A 15,783-nucleotide genomic window follows, 5' to 3' on the forward strand; every position below is an offset into this window, starting at 1 on the left:
GCCGTTTCTGCGCCGCACCATCGACCCGGTCGAGCCGGCGGCGACCCGGGGGAGGGGCGGGGCACCGGTGCGGGGGGACGCGCGGGCAGAGTGGACGGCGTGACCCCCAGCGATGCCGCAGCAGACCTCTTCGCCCAGCTCCGCCGTGCACCGGACGTCGAGGCCCCCGAGCTCGTCGCCGTCGACGCCACCGACCGGCTGCTGCTCGACGAGGCGGCCGAGGCGATCGCCGCCCGCCCCGACGGGGTCGCCGTCATCGACGACTCGCACGGCGCGCTGACCCTCGGTGCGGTCGCGCTGCACGGCGCGGTCGCGCCGCGGGTGACCACCGACCTGCTGCTCGGCGAGCTGGCGCTGGCGGCGAACGCCGAGCGCACCGGGCACACCGGCAGCTACCGGCTGCTCCCGCTGGGCGCGGAGCTGGTGCGCGGCGCCACGACCGTGTTGGTCCAGGCCCCCAAGGGCCTCGACGCCCTGCGCGAGCTCGCCGAGGTGGTCGCGGCCGACGCCGACCCCGACGTGACGCTGTTCGTCGGTGGGCGGGTCAAGCACATGACCCGCGCGATGAACGACGTCCTGGCCGACTCCTTCACCGACGTGCGGGCCTCGCTGGGCCGGCAGAAGTCGCGGGTGCTCATCGCCCGCGGGCCCCGGCCGGCGGCGACGCCGACGTTCCCGCAGTGCCGGGAGCACGCCGAGTTCGGCCTCACCGTCTGCGCGCACGGCGCCGCCTTCGCCGGCGTCAAGGTCGACCGGGGCACCCACGCGCTGCTCGCCGTGCTCGCCGATGCCGTGCCCGACGCCGCGACGGCGCTGGACCTCGGCTGCGGCACCGGCGTCCTGGCCACCGCGCTGGCCACCGCCCGGCCCGGGCTGCGGGTGCTGGCCACCGACCAGTCGGCCGCCGCGGTCGCCTCGGCCCGGGCCACCGTCGCGGCCAACGGGCTCGGCGACCGGGTCACGGTCACCCGGGACGACGCCGGGAGCAGCGTCCCCGAGGGCAGCGTGGACCTGGTGGTCTGCAACCCGCCGTTCCACTCCGGCGTCGCCGTCGACGAGACCGTCGCGCACCGGTTGTTCGAGGGAGCGGCGCGGGCACTGCGCCCGGGCGGGGAGATGTGGGCGGTCTTCAACTCCCACCTGCCGCACCGCCAGGCGCTGACCCGGCTCGTCGGCCCCACCCGTCAGGTGGCCCGGAACCCGGCCTTCACCGTCACCGCCTCGACCGCCCGCTGAGCCGCGCGGGCGGTGCGGGTCGGCCACCGAGGCCGCCCCGCCACCGTCCACCGGGCCCGCGTCGCCAGCAGCGCGAGCATGCCGCCGGCCGAGGCGATGTGCTGCACGTTGGCCATGTCCGGCCGGATGCCCAGCGTGGTGAGCAGGACGACGGCGACCAACCCCACCCCGCCGCGCCGCCAGCGTCCCGCCGGCAGCCCCCAGGCGACCGCGGCCAGCAGCGCCCAGGTGCCGGCGGAGCTGCCGCCGTCCAGTGCGTGCAGCTGTTCCTGCGCGGCCGGTGACCCCAGCCCGGCCAGGACGCGGACGGCGAGCAGGACGGGGATGCTGCCGATCAGGTCGCCGGCGAAGAACCCGACCGCCGTCCACCGGCTGCCGTACCGGCGCTCGGCCAGGGTGAAGGCGGTGAGGCCGAGCAACAGGTTCAGCCAGGCGAGGCCGGGGCTGGACTGCACCACCGGGGAGGTGACCAGCCGCCACAGCTGCCCGCGGGTGAGCAGCTCCCACGACGAGCCCGCCGCCGCGAGCAGCTGGCGGTGCACCGCCGGGTCGTAGGTGCTGGCCAGCTCCAGCCACAGCATGAGGAGCAGGAACACCGCGGTCACCGGGCGCCGGCGGACCTGGGCCAGGACCCGCCGTCCGGGGCTCCGCGGGTCCGGCAGCTCGCCGAGCCGGGCCACCGCCACGGCCACCCGGGCCAGGGCCGCGTCACCGGTGGTGACCAGGTAGCGCGGCTCCCACCGGGGGGCCCACTTGTCCTTGAACGTGCGCAGCCCCGCGTAGTTCAGCAGCGCCCCGCCGCGGGCGTAGAGCAGCTGCATCACCCGGGCCGGGGCGCCGGGCTGCCCGGTCAGCCCGGAGAACGGCGCGAGCCCCAGGTCGACGCCGGTGGCACCCTCGCGCGCGGCGCGCTCCAGGACCGCCACGTACAGCTGCTCCATCACCCCGTTGACCGCGTCCGGACGGCGGCGCATGAGGTCGAAGGTGAGCTCGGCGCCGCGGTAGCGGGGGAGCAGGTTGAGGAAGGCCTGCACCCGGTCGTCGGCGTCGACCACGGCGAGCACCGGGGTCGCCCGCAGCTGGTCGGCGTCGAACTGGCCGAGGGTGAACGTGCGCTCGCGGTGCCCACCGGACGCCGACCAGACGTCGGACACCTCGCGCAGCCGGGCCAGGTCGGGATCGGTCAGCGGGTGCGGCAGCTCGACCACCCGCAGCCCGGCCCGCTCGCAGCGGCGCACCGCCGAGCGCACCTGCTTGAGCGCCCGGCCCTCGAGCCGCGCGGTGGCCGGGTCCACGACCGCGGTCTCGCCGATCTTGTAGGCCTGCAGCCCCAGCTCGCGCAGGGGAGCGAGCTCGGCCTCCGACACCTGGTGGAAGGCCGGCGTCCAGCCGTTGCGCCGGCACAGCGCGAGGAAGGCCGCACCTGCGTCCCGGCGCGCGTCCGGTGCGCCCACCGGCCCGCCGAGGGCGACCGCGGTGCGCCCACGCAGGCCGTAGGAGACGAACGCGCGCTGGTCGGGGGTGATCAGCCACTGCTTGTCCGGCAGCAGGTGGAAGTGCACCAGCGGGGTCTGCCCGTGCTCGGCGAGCAGGCGCTCGACGACCTGGCGGTCGGCCGGCCGCTGCCGCTGGCCGGTCACCGCGGCGACCACCAGACCGGCGCCGACCAGGACGACGACCAGCTCCGCGCCGCGGACGGCGGGCACCAGCCACGCGGCGTGCGCCGGCAGCGGTCCGGTGCCGGCCGGGAGCATCAGCAGCAGCCGCAGCGCGCCGACCACGGAGCCGGCGGGGGAGGTCCCCTGGCCGGCGTGCTCACCTGCCCGGTGCAGTCCGGCGGCGCCGAAGGCCGCGACGAGCGCGGAGCCCCCGAGCAGCACCCCGACGCCCCGGCGCACCTGCAGCGGGTCACCGGACGCGGGGAAGGCCGCCGCGGTCGCCGCGACGCCCGCCGTGAGCGCCAGCGCCGCCGCCACGACCGCCGACGGGCGGTGCAGCTCGGTCGCGCCCAGGGCGGCCGTCGCCAGCGCGACGACCGCGGCCAGCCACGCCGCCCGGTGGCCGGCCAGCAGCACCCGGACGACCAGCAGCAGCACCAGACCCGCGGCCAGCAGCAGGTAGTGGCCGCCGTCGATGACGGCGACCGCGCCGGACAGCGGCCGGAGCCCCGGCGGTGTGGCTCGCCGCGGCCCGCTGTGTCCGTGCAGCGCCAGCAGGAGGGCGGCCGTCCCGCTCAGCGCGGCGACCACCGCGACCCCCCGGCGCACCCAGCGCCCGTCGGCGGTCATGCCGCCACCTCCTGGACCCGCCGGGCCGGCATCCGCCAGGTCGTCCACGCCACCCCGCCGACCAGCAGCGGGACCCAGAACTCGGCGACCCGGAACAGCAGCGTGGCCGCGGTCGCCGTCGCCACCGGCAGCCCGCCGGCGACGAGCGCGCCCACGGCCCCCAGTTCGGCGGCGCCCAGCCCACCGGGCAGCGGGCCCAGCGTGGCGGCCACCGCGGACAGCACGTAGGCGACCAGCGCCAGCGCGGGGTGGGTGCCCCCGCCGACCGCGGCCACGGCGGCCACCAGCATCCCGACGGCCAGCAGGTCGACCGCGGTGGCGGCCAGCACCGCCGGCAGCGCGCGCAGCGGCCGGGCCGACAGTGCCCGCGCCGCGGTCACCAGGTCGGTCACCGAGGACTCGGCCACCGGACGGCGCGGGCGGCGGAGCACCAGCGCCCGCAGCCGCTCACCGCCGGCGAGGACCCGGCCCACGGTGACCCGGCTGCGGGCCGCGGCGACCAGCAGCCCGGCGCGGGCCACGGTGACCAGCAGGAACGCGCCGGTGGCGGCCAGCTCGGCCCGGGTGGCGCCGTCGTCGACCACCAGCCCGGTCATCGCGGCGGCGAGCACGAGCAGGAACCCGACGTCGACCGCGGTGGTGGCCAGCAGGTAGCCGGTGCGCACGTCGGCGTCCGGGATCGACCGGCGCCGTCCGGCCCGCTGCAGCGCCACCAGCCCGGCCGCCCCGCCGGACTTCACCGCCGAGTTGAGCGCGACCGCGGCCAGCGAGGCGCGGGCCAGCACCGGCAGGTCGACGGCGTGCACCCGGCGCTGGGCGCCCAGCGACGTGACGTGCACGGCCCACCAGGCGACCAGCCAGCCGGCCAGCAGCACGCCGAGCACGCCCAGCCACCGGGGGTCCGAGCCGCGCAGGGTCGGTCCGACCGCGCCGAGCTCGGCCCGCCCGGACCAGACCACCACGGCCAGCACCCCGACCACCGCGACAGCGCCCGCTGCCCGCGTCCACACGGTTCCCATGTCGTCCTCCCAGCCGAGACCGAGGGGAACGGTGGTGCACCGGGCTGCGCCCGGCCTGGGTGGCTCCTGGGAGAGCGCTGCACGCCGACCTGCGGTCAGATGGAGGACCCCCTTGCCCCCGCCACGCGCGAGCTCGCGGCGGGACCCTGCACGGGGGCCTAGTGGCCGGAGCCGCCGCGGGAGACGACGGGGGGCAGGGTCGACCAGGGGAAGTCGATCCAGGCCTCGGTGCGCTTCCAGGCGTAGTCGCACCGCACCAGCGACCGGGGCTTCTCGTAGACGACGGCGGTGCGCACGTCGGTGACGTGGCCGGCGCAGAACTCCTTGACCAGCTCGAGGGTCTTGCCGGTGTCGGCGACGTCGTCGGCGATGAGCACCTTCGACCCGGTCAGGTCGACCACGTCCAGGGTCGGCGGCAGCACGACGGGGAGCTCCAGCCGCTGGTCGACGCCGGTGTAGAACTCGACGTTCATCACGAACAGGTTCTTGACGTCGAGCGCGTAGCCCAGCGCCCCGCCGAGGAACAGCCCGCCGCGGGCGATCGACAGGATGATGTCGGGCTCGAACCCGTCGTCGGCGACCTGCTGGGCCAGCTCCCGGGCCGCCCGGCCGAAGTCCTCGTAGGTCAGGGTCTCGCGGGCCGGCTCCGGTGCGCTCACGCGGTGATCGTCGCAGCCCGGGGCGGGCCGTGACCAGCCGCGGTCCTCACGAGGGGGCGTTCCCGGTCGTCAGCGCCAGCTCCTCCACGGTCAGCCGCCGCTCCAGCACGGCCGCGGCGACGTCGTCCAGGTCCGCGTCGTGCCCGTAGGCCCACGCCCGCAGCACCGCCAGCGCGTCGCGGCTGGGCAGCTCGAGTGCGACGTTGACGACCCCGACCGCCTGCCAGACCTGCGCCCGGCGACCGACGCCGGGGGAGTCCAGCCAGGCCGGCCCGTCCTCGGTGCGCGGCTCGCCGGCCATCGCCGCGGCGAAGGCCTCGGACAGCGCCGTGGTGACCGTCAGGCTGTCGGCGAGGCCGAGCGCCCGGACGTCGCCCGGCGCGTGCAGGTACATGTCCAGGGCGCCGACGTCCTCGAGCCCGCCGTGCAGCGGCAGCGAGATGACCCCCCGCACGGGGGTGCGGGCCACGAGGACGTCGTGGTACCCCGGCCAGCGGGCCCGCAGCTCCGCCTCGTCGGCCAGCACGGGCATCCCCGTCGCGTGCGCGCTGAGGCAGGGGCCCTCGCCGACGGTGAACTGGAGCCGCTCGGCGGTGGCCGCGGTCGGGTCGCTGGCCCCCAGCGGCAGCCGCCGGTCGGCGGCGAAGTAGGCGCTCAGCCCCACGCCGTCGACCGGGAGGACGGCGGCGCAGGCGCGGGCCAGCCGGTCGGGGAGCAGTTCGGGGCCGGGCAGCTCCTGCTCGGCGGCAGCCACCTGGGCGGCGAACTCCTGCGCGAGGTCCACGGGTTCCTCCTGCGGCCGCCCGGGCAGGACCGGCCGGCTGCTGGACCTCCCACCACAGCGAGAGCGCCGCGCCCACGACCCCTACCCCGCCCGGTCGTCCCCCGACACCTGGGCCGGTCGGGCCGTTCCGGACGATCCCGGCGCGTTGTGCTCAAGAACGCACGCGTGTGGCCGATGTGGCAGGTGGGACACCAGTCGAGGAGGTCGAGTGTCACCCCGTCCGCCGCACGACCGACGCTGCCACGCAGTCGTGGGTCTGCTCACCGCGCTGCTGCTGTCGGCTGCCGTGATCGCGCCCGCAGCGACCGCGGCCCCGCTCGCGCCGGCCGGCCCGACCTTCTACATGAGCCAGGTCCGGTCCGGGGACAGCACCTCGACGCTGCGGGTGCTGACCTCCGACCGGTACGCGGACTCCGGGTCCGGTGGGGCCACGGTGTCCGAGCTCGGCGGGGCGTCGGCCTACGAGTACAACGCGGTCGGGTACCGGGTGGCCGACGGGTACCTGTACGGCATCGTGCGCACCGGTCCGAACAGCGACCAGCTCGTCCGCGTGGGGTCCGGTGGCGAGGTGACCCTGCTCGGGCCCGTCAGCGGCCTGCCGGCCACCCGGGGGTCCGACGCCTACCTGAGCGGGGCCTTCGGCGAGGGGGCCTACGCCGACACCCTGTTCGTGAAGGACAACACCGGTGTCGGGAGGATCTACCGCATCGACGTCGCCGGTCGGCGGGTGACCGGGTCGGTCGCGCCGTCCGCCACCGTCCGGCTCTTCGACTTCACCTGGAGCGACGGCCACCTGTGGGGCGGTGAGGCCGACGGCGGGGTCAGGAGCATCGTCCGCCTCGACGTCGTCACCGGGGTCGTCACCCGGCTCCCCGCGGGCGCGGTCTTCCCGCCCGGCGACACCGGCGACTACGGGGCCGCCTGGCGGTACGGCAACGGCAACATCGGCCTGCTCAACAACGGCAGCGGCGTCATCACCCAGGTGCGGATCGGCGACCCGGGGTCGGCGACCCCGACGATCACCGCCGTCTCGCGGGTCCAGGCCACCCCCGGTTCCAGCAACGACGGTGCGAGCACACCGGCTCCCCTGCCGGCCGACCTGGTGCCGGCGGTCAGCTCCCCGGCACCCGTGCACCCGGCCAGCACGGTCGACTGGACGGTGACGGTGGGCAACGAGGGCCCGGGCCCGTCGTCGGGCTCCACCTTCCGCTTCCCGGTGCCCGCCGGGGTCACCGCGGTGCAGCTGCCGGTCGGGTGCGCCCTGTCCGCTGGGACGGTCACCTGCGTCGTCGGACCGCTCACCGCCCACACCGCCGACGACTACGCCTTCACCGCCACCGCGACCACCGGTGAGGCGGTGTCCACGGCCGCGACGGTCACCGTGCAGGGCAACGAGCTGGACCCGACCGCCAGCACCGCCGCGCTGGTGGTCACCCCGGACCAGGAGCTCACCTCTGAGGGCGTCGGGACGGCGGGTCAGCGCGTCCTGCCGGGTGTCCCGGCCGGCGGTGCGGTCGTGCTGCTCGACGGCAGCACGCCGGTGGGCGCGCTCGACGTCGACGGCGGGCGCTACGCGGTGGACGGCGACGCCCTGACCTTCACCCCCGCGTACGGCTGGTCGGGCACCGCCCGGACGGCGAGGTTCCGGGTCACCGACGGCACGGGCGCGACCGGCATCGGCGGGTGGGCGGCGACCGTGCACCTGCCGCCGGCCCCGCTCACGCCGCTGCTGACCTCGACCGGGGCGGGCACGTCGACCCAGCAGGTCCTGCTCCCCGTGCCTCCGGTGGGGGGCGCGGTCACGTTGCTGGACCAGGACGGTGAGCCGGCGCCCGCACCGGCCGTCCCGGGTCGGGGGAGCTGGACGAGCGAGGCGGCCACGGGTCGGGTCACCTTCTCCCCGGAGCTCGGGTTCACCGGCACCGCGGCCGTCGGCTACCGGGTGACCGACGCCTACGGGCAGTCGGCCGTGGGCTCCTACGAGGCCACGGTGACCGTCCCGGCCGGACCGGTCACACCGGACGTCACCTCGGTCGGCACCGGCACGGCGCCCCAGCAGGTGGCGGTCCCCCCGGCGCCGGCCGGCGGTTCCCGGACCCTCGTCGACGGGACGGGCGCGCCGGCGTCCGCCGTGACCGTGCCCGGGCAGGGCGGCTACACGCTGGACCCGGCGACCGGTGCCGTCCGGTTCGCCCCGGTGCTCGGGTTCGCCGGTGCCGGCGCCGTCCGGTTCCGGCTCACAGATGCCTACGGCTCGACGTCCGAGGGTGTGTACCGGCCCCAGGTCCTGCTCCCGGCGCCGCCGGTCGCCGGTCCGCTCAACTCCTCGGGCGTGGGGACGGCCGTCCAGTCGGTGACCGTGCCCTCGGCCCCGGTCGGCGGCACCCGGACGCTGCTCGACGCGGACGGCGTCCCCTCGCAGAGCGTCGACCTGCCCGGTCGGGGCGTGGCCGGGCTCGACCCGGTGACCGGGGTCGCCACCCTCGTGCCGCAACCGGGCAGTGCGGGCACCGTGGAGATCTCCTACCGGCTCACCGATGCCTACGGTCAGGCCACCGACGGACTGTGGTCGGCCACGGTCGCCGCCGTGGGACCCGCGACCGCCCCGGACCCGACGGGGGTCCCGGCAGCACCCGTCCCCCCGGCCGTCCCCACCCCGCCCGTTCCGCCGGTCGTCCCCGCCCCGCCCGTGGCACCGGTCGTACCCGCCCCGCCCGTGCCGCCGGCCGCCCCCGTCGTGCCGGCCGGCGGGTCCCCGACGCTCGCCTGGACCGGAGCCGACCTGCGGGTGTGGACCGGCGAGGCGCTGGCCTCCGTCGCTGCCGGGCTGGCGCTGTCCGCCGCCGGGCGGACCCGGCGGCCCGCCGGTGGGCGGCCCGCGGCCCGTCGGGGCCGGGTCACCGGCCGACGCCGGTAGGCCGCCGGTCAGCAGTGGCCGGGGGTGCCCTGCCAGGCGACCGGCGCGGCCGGGACGTCGTCGCGCAGCACCGTGCCCTCGATGAGCCCGTACGGCCGGTCGTCGGCGTGGTAGACCACCGCGCCCGGCCCGTCGAGGTCGTTGTCCAGCCCGAACGCCGACAGGTCCTGCAGGAAGTGGTGCTTGTTCGGCATCGAGAAGCGCACCTCCGCGACGTCCGGGTGCGCGGTCAGCGCCGCCTCGCCCATCGTGAACAGCGTCTGCTGCAGCGCCAGGGAGTGGGTCGCGGCGAAGGTCTCCAGCAGCGTCGTCCGGACGGCGTCGTAGGTGCCGTTCCAGTCGACGTCGGTGCCCGTGTACCGCCAGCGCGCGGTGACCGCGGTGGCCAGGACCCGGTCGGTCGTCTCCGGCAGGGTCGTGTACCGGTCACGGGGGAAGCCCCAGAACTCCGACCCGGTGGTCTTGAGGACGACGAGGTCGGTCAGCCCGGCCAGCACGTGGACGTCGTCGCCGTCGACGGTCACCACCGCCGTGCGCACCTCGCCCCCGGGACGGCGGAAGGCGTGGTCGTGCGGCTGCCCGCCGACGGTGATCCGCTCCCAGCCGTAGGACTCGATCGCGATCCGCGCCCCGGTGATCGCCGGCTGCGAGCCGGTGAAGTGGTCGGCCAGCCGGATGCCGAACTCCTCGGGCGACCCGATGCCGTCGCGGGCGAAGGCGAACACGGTGTTCTTCTGCGCGTCGGTGGTCAGCACGTGCGCGTTGTCGCCGGCCGTGTGCGCGGCGGTGAGGTCACCGCGCAGCGCCGTGCTCACGTTGAGGTCGACGAGGGAGTGCCGCGGGGTCGAGCGGTCGACCGCGACGACGCGGACCTCCGCCTTCCCGTACTGGTTGGGGCCGAGCACGATCGCCATGAGCCCACCCTGCCCTGTTGGCGTTGCATCGATGTTGCACGTGGAACAGGAGTGGACCCGTCGAGCTCACGCCGACGGACCCACTCCGTCAACTGCCGCGGTACGTGGAGTAGGCGAAGGGGGAGAGCAGCAGCGGGACGTGGTGGTGCTCGGCGGGCTCGCGGACGGCGAAGGTCAGCGCCACCTCCGGCCAGAACGTCTCCCGACCCTGCGCGGCCGACCAGTCGCCGGTGCCGAACACCAGCCGGTGCGGGCCGGCCGCCGTCGGCCCCTCGACCAGCCGGCAGCGGCCGTCGGCGTCCGTCGTCCCCGCGGCCACCAGGGCGTCGCCGGCGTGCAGGGCGACCGCCATCCCGGCCGCGGGCCGGCCGGTGACGGAGTCCAGGACGTGCGTGGAGACGCTCACCCCATCGCCTGGCGGACCCGCAGCGCGGTGATCTCGGTCAGCTGGGTGCGCACCTCGGCCTGCTCGGCCTCGGGGGTGTTGCCCAGCCGGCGCTGCAGCTCGGCCAGCACCTCCTCCGGGGTCCGCCCCGCGGCACGGATCAGGAAGACGTGGCCGAACCGCTCCTCGTAGGCCCGGTTGCCCTCGGCGATGGCGGCGCGCACCGCGTCGTCGGCGTCGGTCATCGCGCTCTGCTCGCGGCGGGAGGCCGCCGCCGACGCGGAGTCGCCCTCGACCCGGTCGCCGATCCGCGGGTGCGCGGCCAGCGCGGCGGAGGCGTGCCGCCAGGACATCGCCTGGGCGAGCTCGGCGGCCTTGCCGACCAGGGCGCCGACCGTGGGGTAGGGCCGGCCCGCGGTCAGGACCATCGCGAACGCCGGGGCGGCGAGCCAGCCGAACGCCAGCTCGGCGGCCTCGGCCGGGGGTGCGTCGTTGAAACGGGCCAGCGCATCGTCGCCACCTGGTGCGGTCACGTGGGGCAGGATGCCAGCTCAGTCGCCCAGCACCAGCCCGCGGAGGTCCGGTGGTCCCCGAGCACGTCCTCGCCGAGCTCGACCGGCGGCTGGTACCCGTCGACGCCGCCCGGCTCGCCGCGTACCCGGGGGAGTCCTCGTCCCGGCAGCCGGTGCACACCTGCTACGTCCCCGCCGACGCCGTCGTCCCCGGGCTGACCGGGCGCTGGGGCGCCGCTGCACTGGCCGCCCTCGACGAGCACGGCCTGCCCGACCTGGGCCTGGACGGCGCACTGGTCGAGCAGGTGCTGCCCCGGGTGCGGGCGAAGCTGGCCACCGAGCCGGTGGAGGACCTGCGGGTCGACGCCGAGGACGGCTACCGGGGGAGCCCGGACGCCGAGGACGGCGACGTCACCGCAGCGGCGGCGGTGCTGGCCGCCGAGCCGGTGCTGCCGCAGTCGCTGGGTGTCCGGGCGAAGTCGCTGGAGGGCCCGACCCGGCGCCGTGGCGTGCGCAGCCTCGACCTGTTCCTCACCGGCCTGGCCGCCGCCGGTCGCGAGCGCGCCGTGGTGACCCTGCCCAAGGTCACCGCGGTCGAGCAGGTCACCGCCTTCCTGCCCGTGCTCGACGCGCTCGAGGCCGCCTGCGGCCTGGGGCTGGACCTCGAGCTGCAGGTGGAGACGCCCCAGGCCGTGCTCGGCGCCGACGGGACGACGACGCTGGCCCGGATGCTGCACGCGGGCGCCGGCCGGGTGACCGGCCTGCACTTCGGCACCTACGACTACAGCGCCGCCCTGGGCATCGCCGCGGCCCACCAGTCCTCCGACCACCCGGCGGCCGACGTGGCCAAGCAGGCGATGCAGGTCGCGGTGGCCGGCACCGGGGCGCGGGCGGTCGACGGCTCGACCAACGTGCTCCCCGTCGGGGGCACCGACCAGGTGCACGCGGCCTGGCAGCTGCACGCGCGGCTGGTGCGCCGGGCCCTGGAACGGGGCTTCCACCAGGGCTGGGACCTGCACCCCGCCCAGCTGGTCACCCGCTACGTGGCGACCTACGCCTTCTTCCGGGCCGCGCTCCCGGCCGCTGCGGGGCGCCTGTCGGCCTACGTGAGCCGGGTCGAGGGCGGGGTGCTCGACGAGCCGGCCACCGCGCGGGCCCTGGCCGCCGTCGTGCTGCGCGGACTGGACTGCGGTGCCCTGGACGTCGGGGAGGTGGAGACTGCCACCGGGCTCGGTCGCGCGGAGCTGGACAGACTGGCCGGACGGCGGCCGACCCGCTGACCGCAGCCTCCTCCGAGGACCGCGGCGAGCCCGATCACCCGGACGAGGGGGTCAGGACCAGGGCCCCGGCTGCCGAGATGAAGGGTGGGTGACCGCACGTGCCACCCGTCCGCTCGAGGAGTCGGTTGAGGCGAGGTGTCGTGAGCGTGCTCGGAGGTCATCCACCGCGCTGGCTGCAGCGTGCCCGGGCCGACGGCATCGGGACGACCGGCGGCCCGCTGACCGCGGAGCGGGCCCAGACGCACACCGCAGCCGTCGTCGGCTCGGCCGGTGACCTGTTCGACGTGGCCCTGCCGTGGCTGACCGCCGGCCTCGCCGCCGGTGACCTCACGGTGCTGGCCTGCGACCCGGCCACCTCCGGCGCCCTGCGCGACCGGCTCGGCGCCGACGCCGCGCTGCTGGTCACCGACCCGGGCATCGCGCTGTACGGCACCCGCCCGCCGGACGCCGTCGGCGCCCTCCGCCGGCTGGTGGAGCAGGCGGGGGAGCAGGGTTCGGGCCGGGTGCGCGTGCTGGGCATGCCCTGCTTCGGCAGCTCGCCGCGCGACGTGCACGAGACGCAGCGCTTCGAGGCCGCGCTCAACCCGCTGTTCGCCGGCGCGCCGGTCGACCGGCTGTGCGTCTACGACCGCCGGGTGCTCCCGCCCGCCGCGGTCGCCAGCGCCACCGCCACCCACCCGCACCTGCTCGCCGGCGGCACCGTGTTCACCAACCGCGGCTACCGCCGTCCGGACTCCTTCGTGCGGTCCCTGCCGGTCCCGCGCGAGCCCATGGAGGAGCGCCCCGCGGCGTTCGCCGTCGACGGCGTGCAGTCGCTGGCCCACCTGCGCCACCAGCTGCGCGCCGCGCTCGCCCGGTACGTGCCCGACCGGGAGCAGTGCGAGGACCTGCACCTGGCGGTCAGCGAGATCGCCGCCAACGCCTTCCGGCACGGCGTCCCGCCGGTCTCCGCGCGGATCTGGGCCTCCGCCGACCGGGTCGTCTGCACCCTCACCGACCGCGGCACCGGCGTCATCGACGAGCTGGCCGGCTTCCGGCCCGCCCACGGCGACGACCTGTCCCGTGGCGGGATGGGCCTGTGGCTGGCCCGCAAGCTGTGGGACCACGTCGACCTGGTCGGCGCCCCCACCGGCCTCACCGTGCGGCTGAGCACCTCCCTGCGCTGAGCCACCGGGCCGGTCGTGGCGACCGCGGGCGGAGGCGTCCCGCGGCTACCGTGACGGCGTGATCGTGGTGACGGCGGCCGGCGGGCCCACCGGCACGGCCGTCGTCCGTGAGCTGCGCAGCCGCGGTGAGCAGGTGCGCGCGGTCGTCTCCCGCCGGGGTCCCCGGCCCGAGCTCACCGCGCTCGGCGCCCAGGTGGTGGTGGCGGAGCTGACCGCGCCCATGGCCTGGTCGTCGGTGCTGGCCGGCACGGACGCCCTGTACCTGGTCTGGCCGGCCTTCGACCCCGACGAGGCGGACGGGGCGCCGGCGCTCTTCGCCGAGGCGCGCCGGGCCGGCGTCCCCCGGGTCGTCTACCACTCCGTGCTGCGCCCCCAGCTGCGCACGCTGCCGCACCACGCCGCCAAGGACCGCGCCGAGGAGGCGCTCGACGGCAGCGGCCTGCGCTCCTGGCGGGTGCTGCAGCCGTGCGCCTACGCGGAGAACGTCGACGGTCAGCTCGCGGAGACACGGGCCAGCGGCGTGCTGCGCAGTCACTGGGGGCTGCGCACCGGGCAGTCGCTGGTCGACCTGCGGGACGTCGCCGCGGCAGCCGCGGTGCTGCTGCTCGAGGACGGACTGGACGGCGGGACGTTCGAGGCGGCCGGCCCCGAGGCGCTGACCGCGCCGCGGCTGGCCGAGCTGATCGGCGCGCGGCTGGACCGGGAGGTGGTCGCCGAGGACGTGGTGCCGGGTGGTGAGGTGCCGACGTCCTACGTCGCCCGCTGCCGCCGCACCCAGCACGACCACCAGCGGGCGCACGGCTTCGTGGGCAGCCCGAGGGTGCTCACCGCCCTGCTCGGCCGCCCGCCGCGCACCTACGCCGAGCACCTGGCCGACCTCGACCTCTGAGGTGACCCCGTCCCCGTCCCGGGGCTCGTGGCGAGCTCGCGGGGCACGAGGAGGACGGGGTCCGTCAGCTGTGCTCGGTGCGGCGGTGGGTGGACTCGTGCACCACGTCGGGGCTGTCGTCCCGGCGGTCGATCACGGTGAAGCGGTGCCACAACCCGGACAGCTGCAGTGGCCGGGCGACCGCGGTGGAGTGCACGACCAGGGGCAGCTCGATGCCGCGCGGCTGCACCATCTTGTGCAGCTGCACCAGCGAGGCGATGCCGGCGGAGTTCATGAAGGTCACCTCGCGGGTGTCCAGCTGCACCCGCTTGAGCTCCGGGGAGCCGAGCATCAGGTCGGTCATCGCCCGCACCAGCGGGCGGCGCGCCCCCTCGGTGAGCTCACCGACCACCCGGATCTCCGCCGTCTCCGCGTCGTGCCCGGTGACGGTGACCTCGACGGTGTCCTCAGCATCGTCCATGTCCGCTCCTTGCCCGGGAGTGGCCCGGTTCACTCCTCCGTGCGGTCCCGCTCGAGCAGGAGCAGGGCGAGGGCGGCCAGCGACGGGCCGTCGGTGAACCGGCCGTCGCGGACCATCGTCCGCAGCTCGGCCTCGGGAACGAACTCGCAGCGCATGTCGGCCTCGGTCGCCTCGCGCGCGGTCGGGCCCGGCGTCAGGTCGTCGGCCAGCCAGACGTCGGTCTGCTGCGTGGTGAGCCCGGGGGCGATGTCGATCCGGCCGACCAGCCGCATCCCACCGGCCCGCAGGCCGGTCTCCTCGGCGAGCTCGGCGCGGGCCAGCTCCTCCGCCGTCCCGCCGCCGCCGGCCGGCCAGGTGCCCTGCACGAACTCCCAGGAGCGGCGGCCCAGCGGGTGGCGGAACTGCTCGACGAGCCAGAACCCGCCCCGCTCGGCGGCGATCACCAGCGCCGCGGTGGGCTTCTCGACCACGCCGTAGACGCCGGCCGAGCCGTCCGCGCGCTCGACGGCGTCCTCGCGCACCCGCATCCAGGCGTTCCGGTAGACCTCTCGGCTGCTCGTCGTCCGCACGCGACCTAGCCTGGCAGACCGGGAGGAGGACGATGACCGAGCGCAAGCCCGAGGGCATGTCGTTCGAGACCTGGGTCGATCACCAGATCGTCCAGGCCCGGGAACGAGGTGCCTTCGAGGGCCTGGCGGGGGCGGGCAAGCCGCTGCCCCGCCGGGACAAGGAGAAGAGCAGCTACGAGTGGGCCCTGGAGTGGGCCCGGCGCGAAGAGGCCGACCCCGTCTCGATGCTGCCGTCGGGGCTGGTGCTGCGCAAGGAGCGGGAGGACCTCCCCGCCCTGGTCACCGCCCAGCCCACCGAGGATCGGGCTCGCGCGGTCGTCGAGGCGCACAACGCCCGCGTCGACGCCTACTACCGGCGGCCGGTCGAGGGCGTCTGGATCGCGGTGGGGATGGCCGACGTGGAGCAGGAGCTCGCCCGGTGGCGCGCCGAGCACCCCGTCGTCCCGGAGCCGCCGACGCCGGAGCCCCCGCCTCCCGCGCCGTCCCGCCGTCGGGGCTGGTGGCGGCGCGCCGGCTGAGGCTCAGTCGTCCTGCTCGTCGTCCTCCTGCTGGTGCCGGGCGGCGAGCTCCCGGGTGGCCATGCCGCCCTCACCGCCCTCGTCGTACTGCCCGGGGTGCAGGTTGACCTGGTCGGGCTCGGGCGTCTCGGTGTCCATGCGACCAGCCTGCACAGCGCCGGACCCCGAGGCCACTCGGACCCCGGCC

At 76.6% G+C, this 15,783-nt stretch carries 16 protein-coding genes; 6 read left to right on the forward strand and 10 right to left on the reverse strand.

The genetic code is table 11. From position 1 onward, the window contains the following. Positions 1-99: 99 nt before the first annotated feature. The gene (locus KUM42_RS11015) at positions 100-1,236 is read left to right on the forward strand and encodes a methyltransferase (RefSeq protein ID WP_237492216.1); all 1,137 of its coding nucleotides are present in this window, start codon (positions 100-102) and stop codon (positions 1,234-1,236) included. Here the strand turns inward: KUM42_RS11015 and KUM42_RS11020 are convergent. The 4 genes from KUM42_RS11020 to KUM42_RS11035 form a co-directional block, all read right to left on the reverse strand. Beyond that, positions 1,185-3,524: a bifunctional lysylphosphatidylglycerol flippase/synthetase MprF gene (locus KUM42_RS11020; RefSeq protein ID WP_237492218.1), complete on the reverse strand. Its 2,340-nt coding sequence runs from the start codon at positions 3,522-3,524 to the stop codon at positions 1,185-1,187. The genes KUM42_RS11015 and KUM42_RS11020 overlap by 52 nt on opposite strands. Beyond that, entirely contained in the window at positions 3,521-4,543 is a 1,023-nt protein-coding gene (locus KUM42_RS11025) for a lysylphosphatidylglycerol synthase domain-containing protein (RefSeq protein WP_237492219.1), read from the reverse strand. Before KUM42_RS11025 ends, KUM42_RS11020 begins: the two co-directional genes overlap by 4 nt. 158 nt (positions 4,544-4,701) lie before the next feature. After that, positions 4,702-5,202, reverse strand: a complete 501-nt coding sequence (locus KUM42_RS11030) for a phosphoribosyltransferase (RefSeq protein ID WP_237492221.1) — start codon at positions 5,200-5,202, stop codon at positions 4,702-4,704. A gap of 46 nt (positions 5,203-5,248) precedes the next feature. Further along, entirely contained in the window at positions 5,249-5,986 is a 738-nt protein-coding gene (locus tag KUM42_RS11035) for a GAF domain-containing protein (protein WP_237492223.1), read from the reverse strand. 250 nt (positions 5,987-6,236) lie between these two features. Between KUM42_RS11035 and KUM42_RS11040 the strand changes: the two genes are divergently transcribed. Continuing rightward, positions 6,237-8,903 carry a hypothetical protein gene (locus tag KUM42_RS11040; RefSeq protein WP_237492225.1) on the forward strand — a complete coding sequence of 889 codons (2,667 nt, stop codon included), beginning with the start codon at positions 6,237-6,239 and terminating at the stop codon, positions 8,901-8,903. 8 nt (positions 8,904-8,911) lie between these two features. Here the strand turns inward: KUM42_RS11040 and pucL are convergent, their stop codons facing one another. The 3 genes from pucL to uraD all read right to left on the reverse strand — a co-directional run bounded on the left by pucL (position 8,912) and on the right by uraD (position 10,735). After that, positions 8,912-9,817 (reverse strand): factor-independent urate hydroxylase, encoded by a 906-nt coding sequence (pucL, locus tag KUM42_RS11045; protein WP_237492227.1) that lies wholly within the window; start codon positions 9,815-9,817, stop codon positions 8,912-8,914. A gap of 88 nt (positions 9,818-9,905) precedes the next feature. Continuing rightward, positions 9,906-10,223: a hydroxyisourate hydrolase gene (gene uraH, locus KUM42_RS11050; RefSeq protein ID WP_237492229.1), complete on the reverse strand. Its 318-nt coding sequence runs from the start codon at positions 10,221-10,223 to the stop codon at positions 9,906-9,908. Then, positions 10,220-10,735 (reverse strand): 2-oxo-4-hydroxy-4-carboxy-5-ureidoimidazoline decarboxylase, encoded by a 516-nt coding sequence (gene uraD / locus KUM42_RS11055; RefSeq protein WP_237492231.1) that lies wholly within the window; start codon positions 10,733-10,735, stop codon positions 10,220-10,222. The genes uraH and uraD overlap by 4 nt, the downstream gene beginning before the upstream one ends. 50 nt (positions 10,736-10,785) lie before the next feature. Here uraD and KUM42_RS11060 point away from each other — a divergent pair, with 50 nt between their 5' ends. From KUM42_RS11060 to KUM42_RS11070, 3 genes are all read left to right on the forward strand, one after another. After that, positions 10,786-11,994 (forward strand): aldolase/citrate lyase family protein, encoded by a 1,209-nt coding sequence (locus tag KUM42_RS11060; protein WP_237492233.1) that lies wholly within the window; start codon positions 10,786-10,788, stop codon positions 11,992-11,994. 140 nt (positions 11,995-12,134) lie between these two features. Then, on the forward strand, positions 12,135-13,160 hold the full coding sequence (locus KUM42_RS11065; protein ID WP_237492235.1) for a sensor histidine kinase: 1,026 nt from the start codon (positions 12,135-12,137) through the stop codon (positions 13,158-13,160). Positions 13,161-13,218: 58 nt separating this feature from the next. Further along, the gene (locus KUM42_RS11070; protein ID WP_237492237.1) at positions 13,219-14,049 is read left to right on the forward strand and encodes an SDR family oxidoreductase; all 831 of its coding nucleotides are present in this window, start codon (positions 13,219-13,221) and stop codon (positions 14,047-14,049) included. Between the two features lie 64 nt (positions 14,050-14,113). On the opposite strand, the gene KUM42_RS11075 is transcribed toward KUM42_RS11070, so the two are convergent. Together KUM42_RS11075 and KUM42_RS11080 are read right to left on the reverse strand one after the other, a co-directional pair. Next, positions 14,114-14,509 carry an STAS domain-containing protein gene (locus tag KUM42_RS11075; RefSeq protein WP_237492239.1) on the reverse strand — a complete coding sequence of 132 codons (396 nt, stop codon included), beginning with the start codon at positions 14,507-14,509 and terminating at the stop codon, positions 14,114-14,116. 29 nt (positions 14,510-14,538) lie between these two features. Then, positions 14,539-15,078 (reverse strand): NUDIX hydrolase, encoded by a 540-nt coding sequence (locus KUM42_RS11080; protein ID WP_237492241.1) that lies wholly within the window; start codon positions 15,076-15,078, stop codon positions 14,539-14,541. A 32-nt stretch (positions 15,079-15,110) separates the two neighbouring features. On the opposite strand from KUM42_RS11080, the gene KUM42_RS11085 reads away from it, so the two are divergent. After that, positions 15,111-15,596: a DUF1992 domain-containing protein gene (locus KUM42_RS11085; RefSeq protein ID WP_237492242.1), complete on the forward strand. Its 486-nt coding sequence runs from the start codon at positions 15,111-15,113 to the stop codon at positions 15,594-15,596. Between the two features lie 3 nt (positions 15,597-15,599). Here the strand turns inward: KUM42_RS11085 and KUM42_RS20130 are convergent, their stop codons facing one another. Beyond that, positions 15,600-15,734, reverse strand: coding sequence for a hypothetical protein (locus tag KUM42_RS20130; protein WP_255557493.1), 135 nt, complete (start codon positions 15,732-15,734; stop codon positions 15,600-15,602). Between the last annotated feature and the right edge of the window lie 49 nt (positions 15,735-15,783).

Source organism: Modestobacter sp. L9-4, assembly GCF_019112525.1.
Classification (GTDB): Bacteria; Actinomycetota; Actinomycetes; order Mycobacteriales; family Geodermatophilaceae; genus Modestobacter.

Bases quoted from the DNA above. Each gene is read 5' to 3' on its own strand.
- KUM42_RS11020 (WP_237492218.1), bottom strand. From the start codon at position 3,524: ATGACCGCCGACGGGCGCTGGGTGCGCCGGGGGGTCGCGGTGGTCGCC.
- KUM42_RS11025 (WP_237492219.1), bottom strand. From the start codon at position 4,543: ATGGGAACCGTGTGGACGCGGGCAGCGGGCGCTGTCGCGGTGGTCGGG.
- pucL (WP_237492227.1), bottom strand. From the start codon at position 9,817: ATGGCGATCGTGCTCGGCCCCAACCAGTACGGGAAGGCGGAGGTCCGC.
- KUM42_RS11075 (WP_237492239.1), bottom strand. From the start codon at position 14,509: ATGGACGATGCTGAGGACACCGTCGAGGTCACCGTCACCGGGCACGAC.
- KUM42_RS11085 (WP_237492242.1), top strand. From the start codon at position 15,111: ATGACCGAGCGCAAGCCCGAGGGCATGTCGTTCGAGACCTGGGTCGAT.
- KUM42_RS20130 (WP_255557493.1), bottom strand. From the start codon at position 15,734: ATGGACACCGAGACGCCCGAGCCCGACCAGGTCAACCTGCACCCCGGG.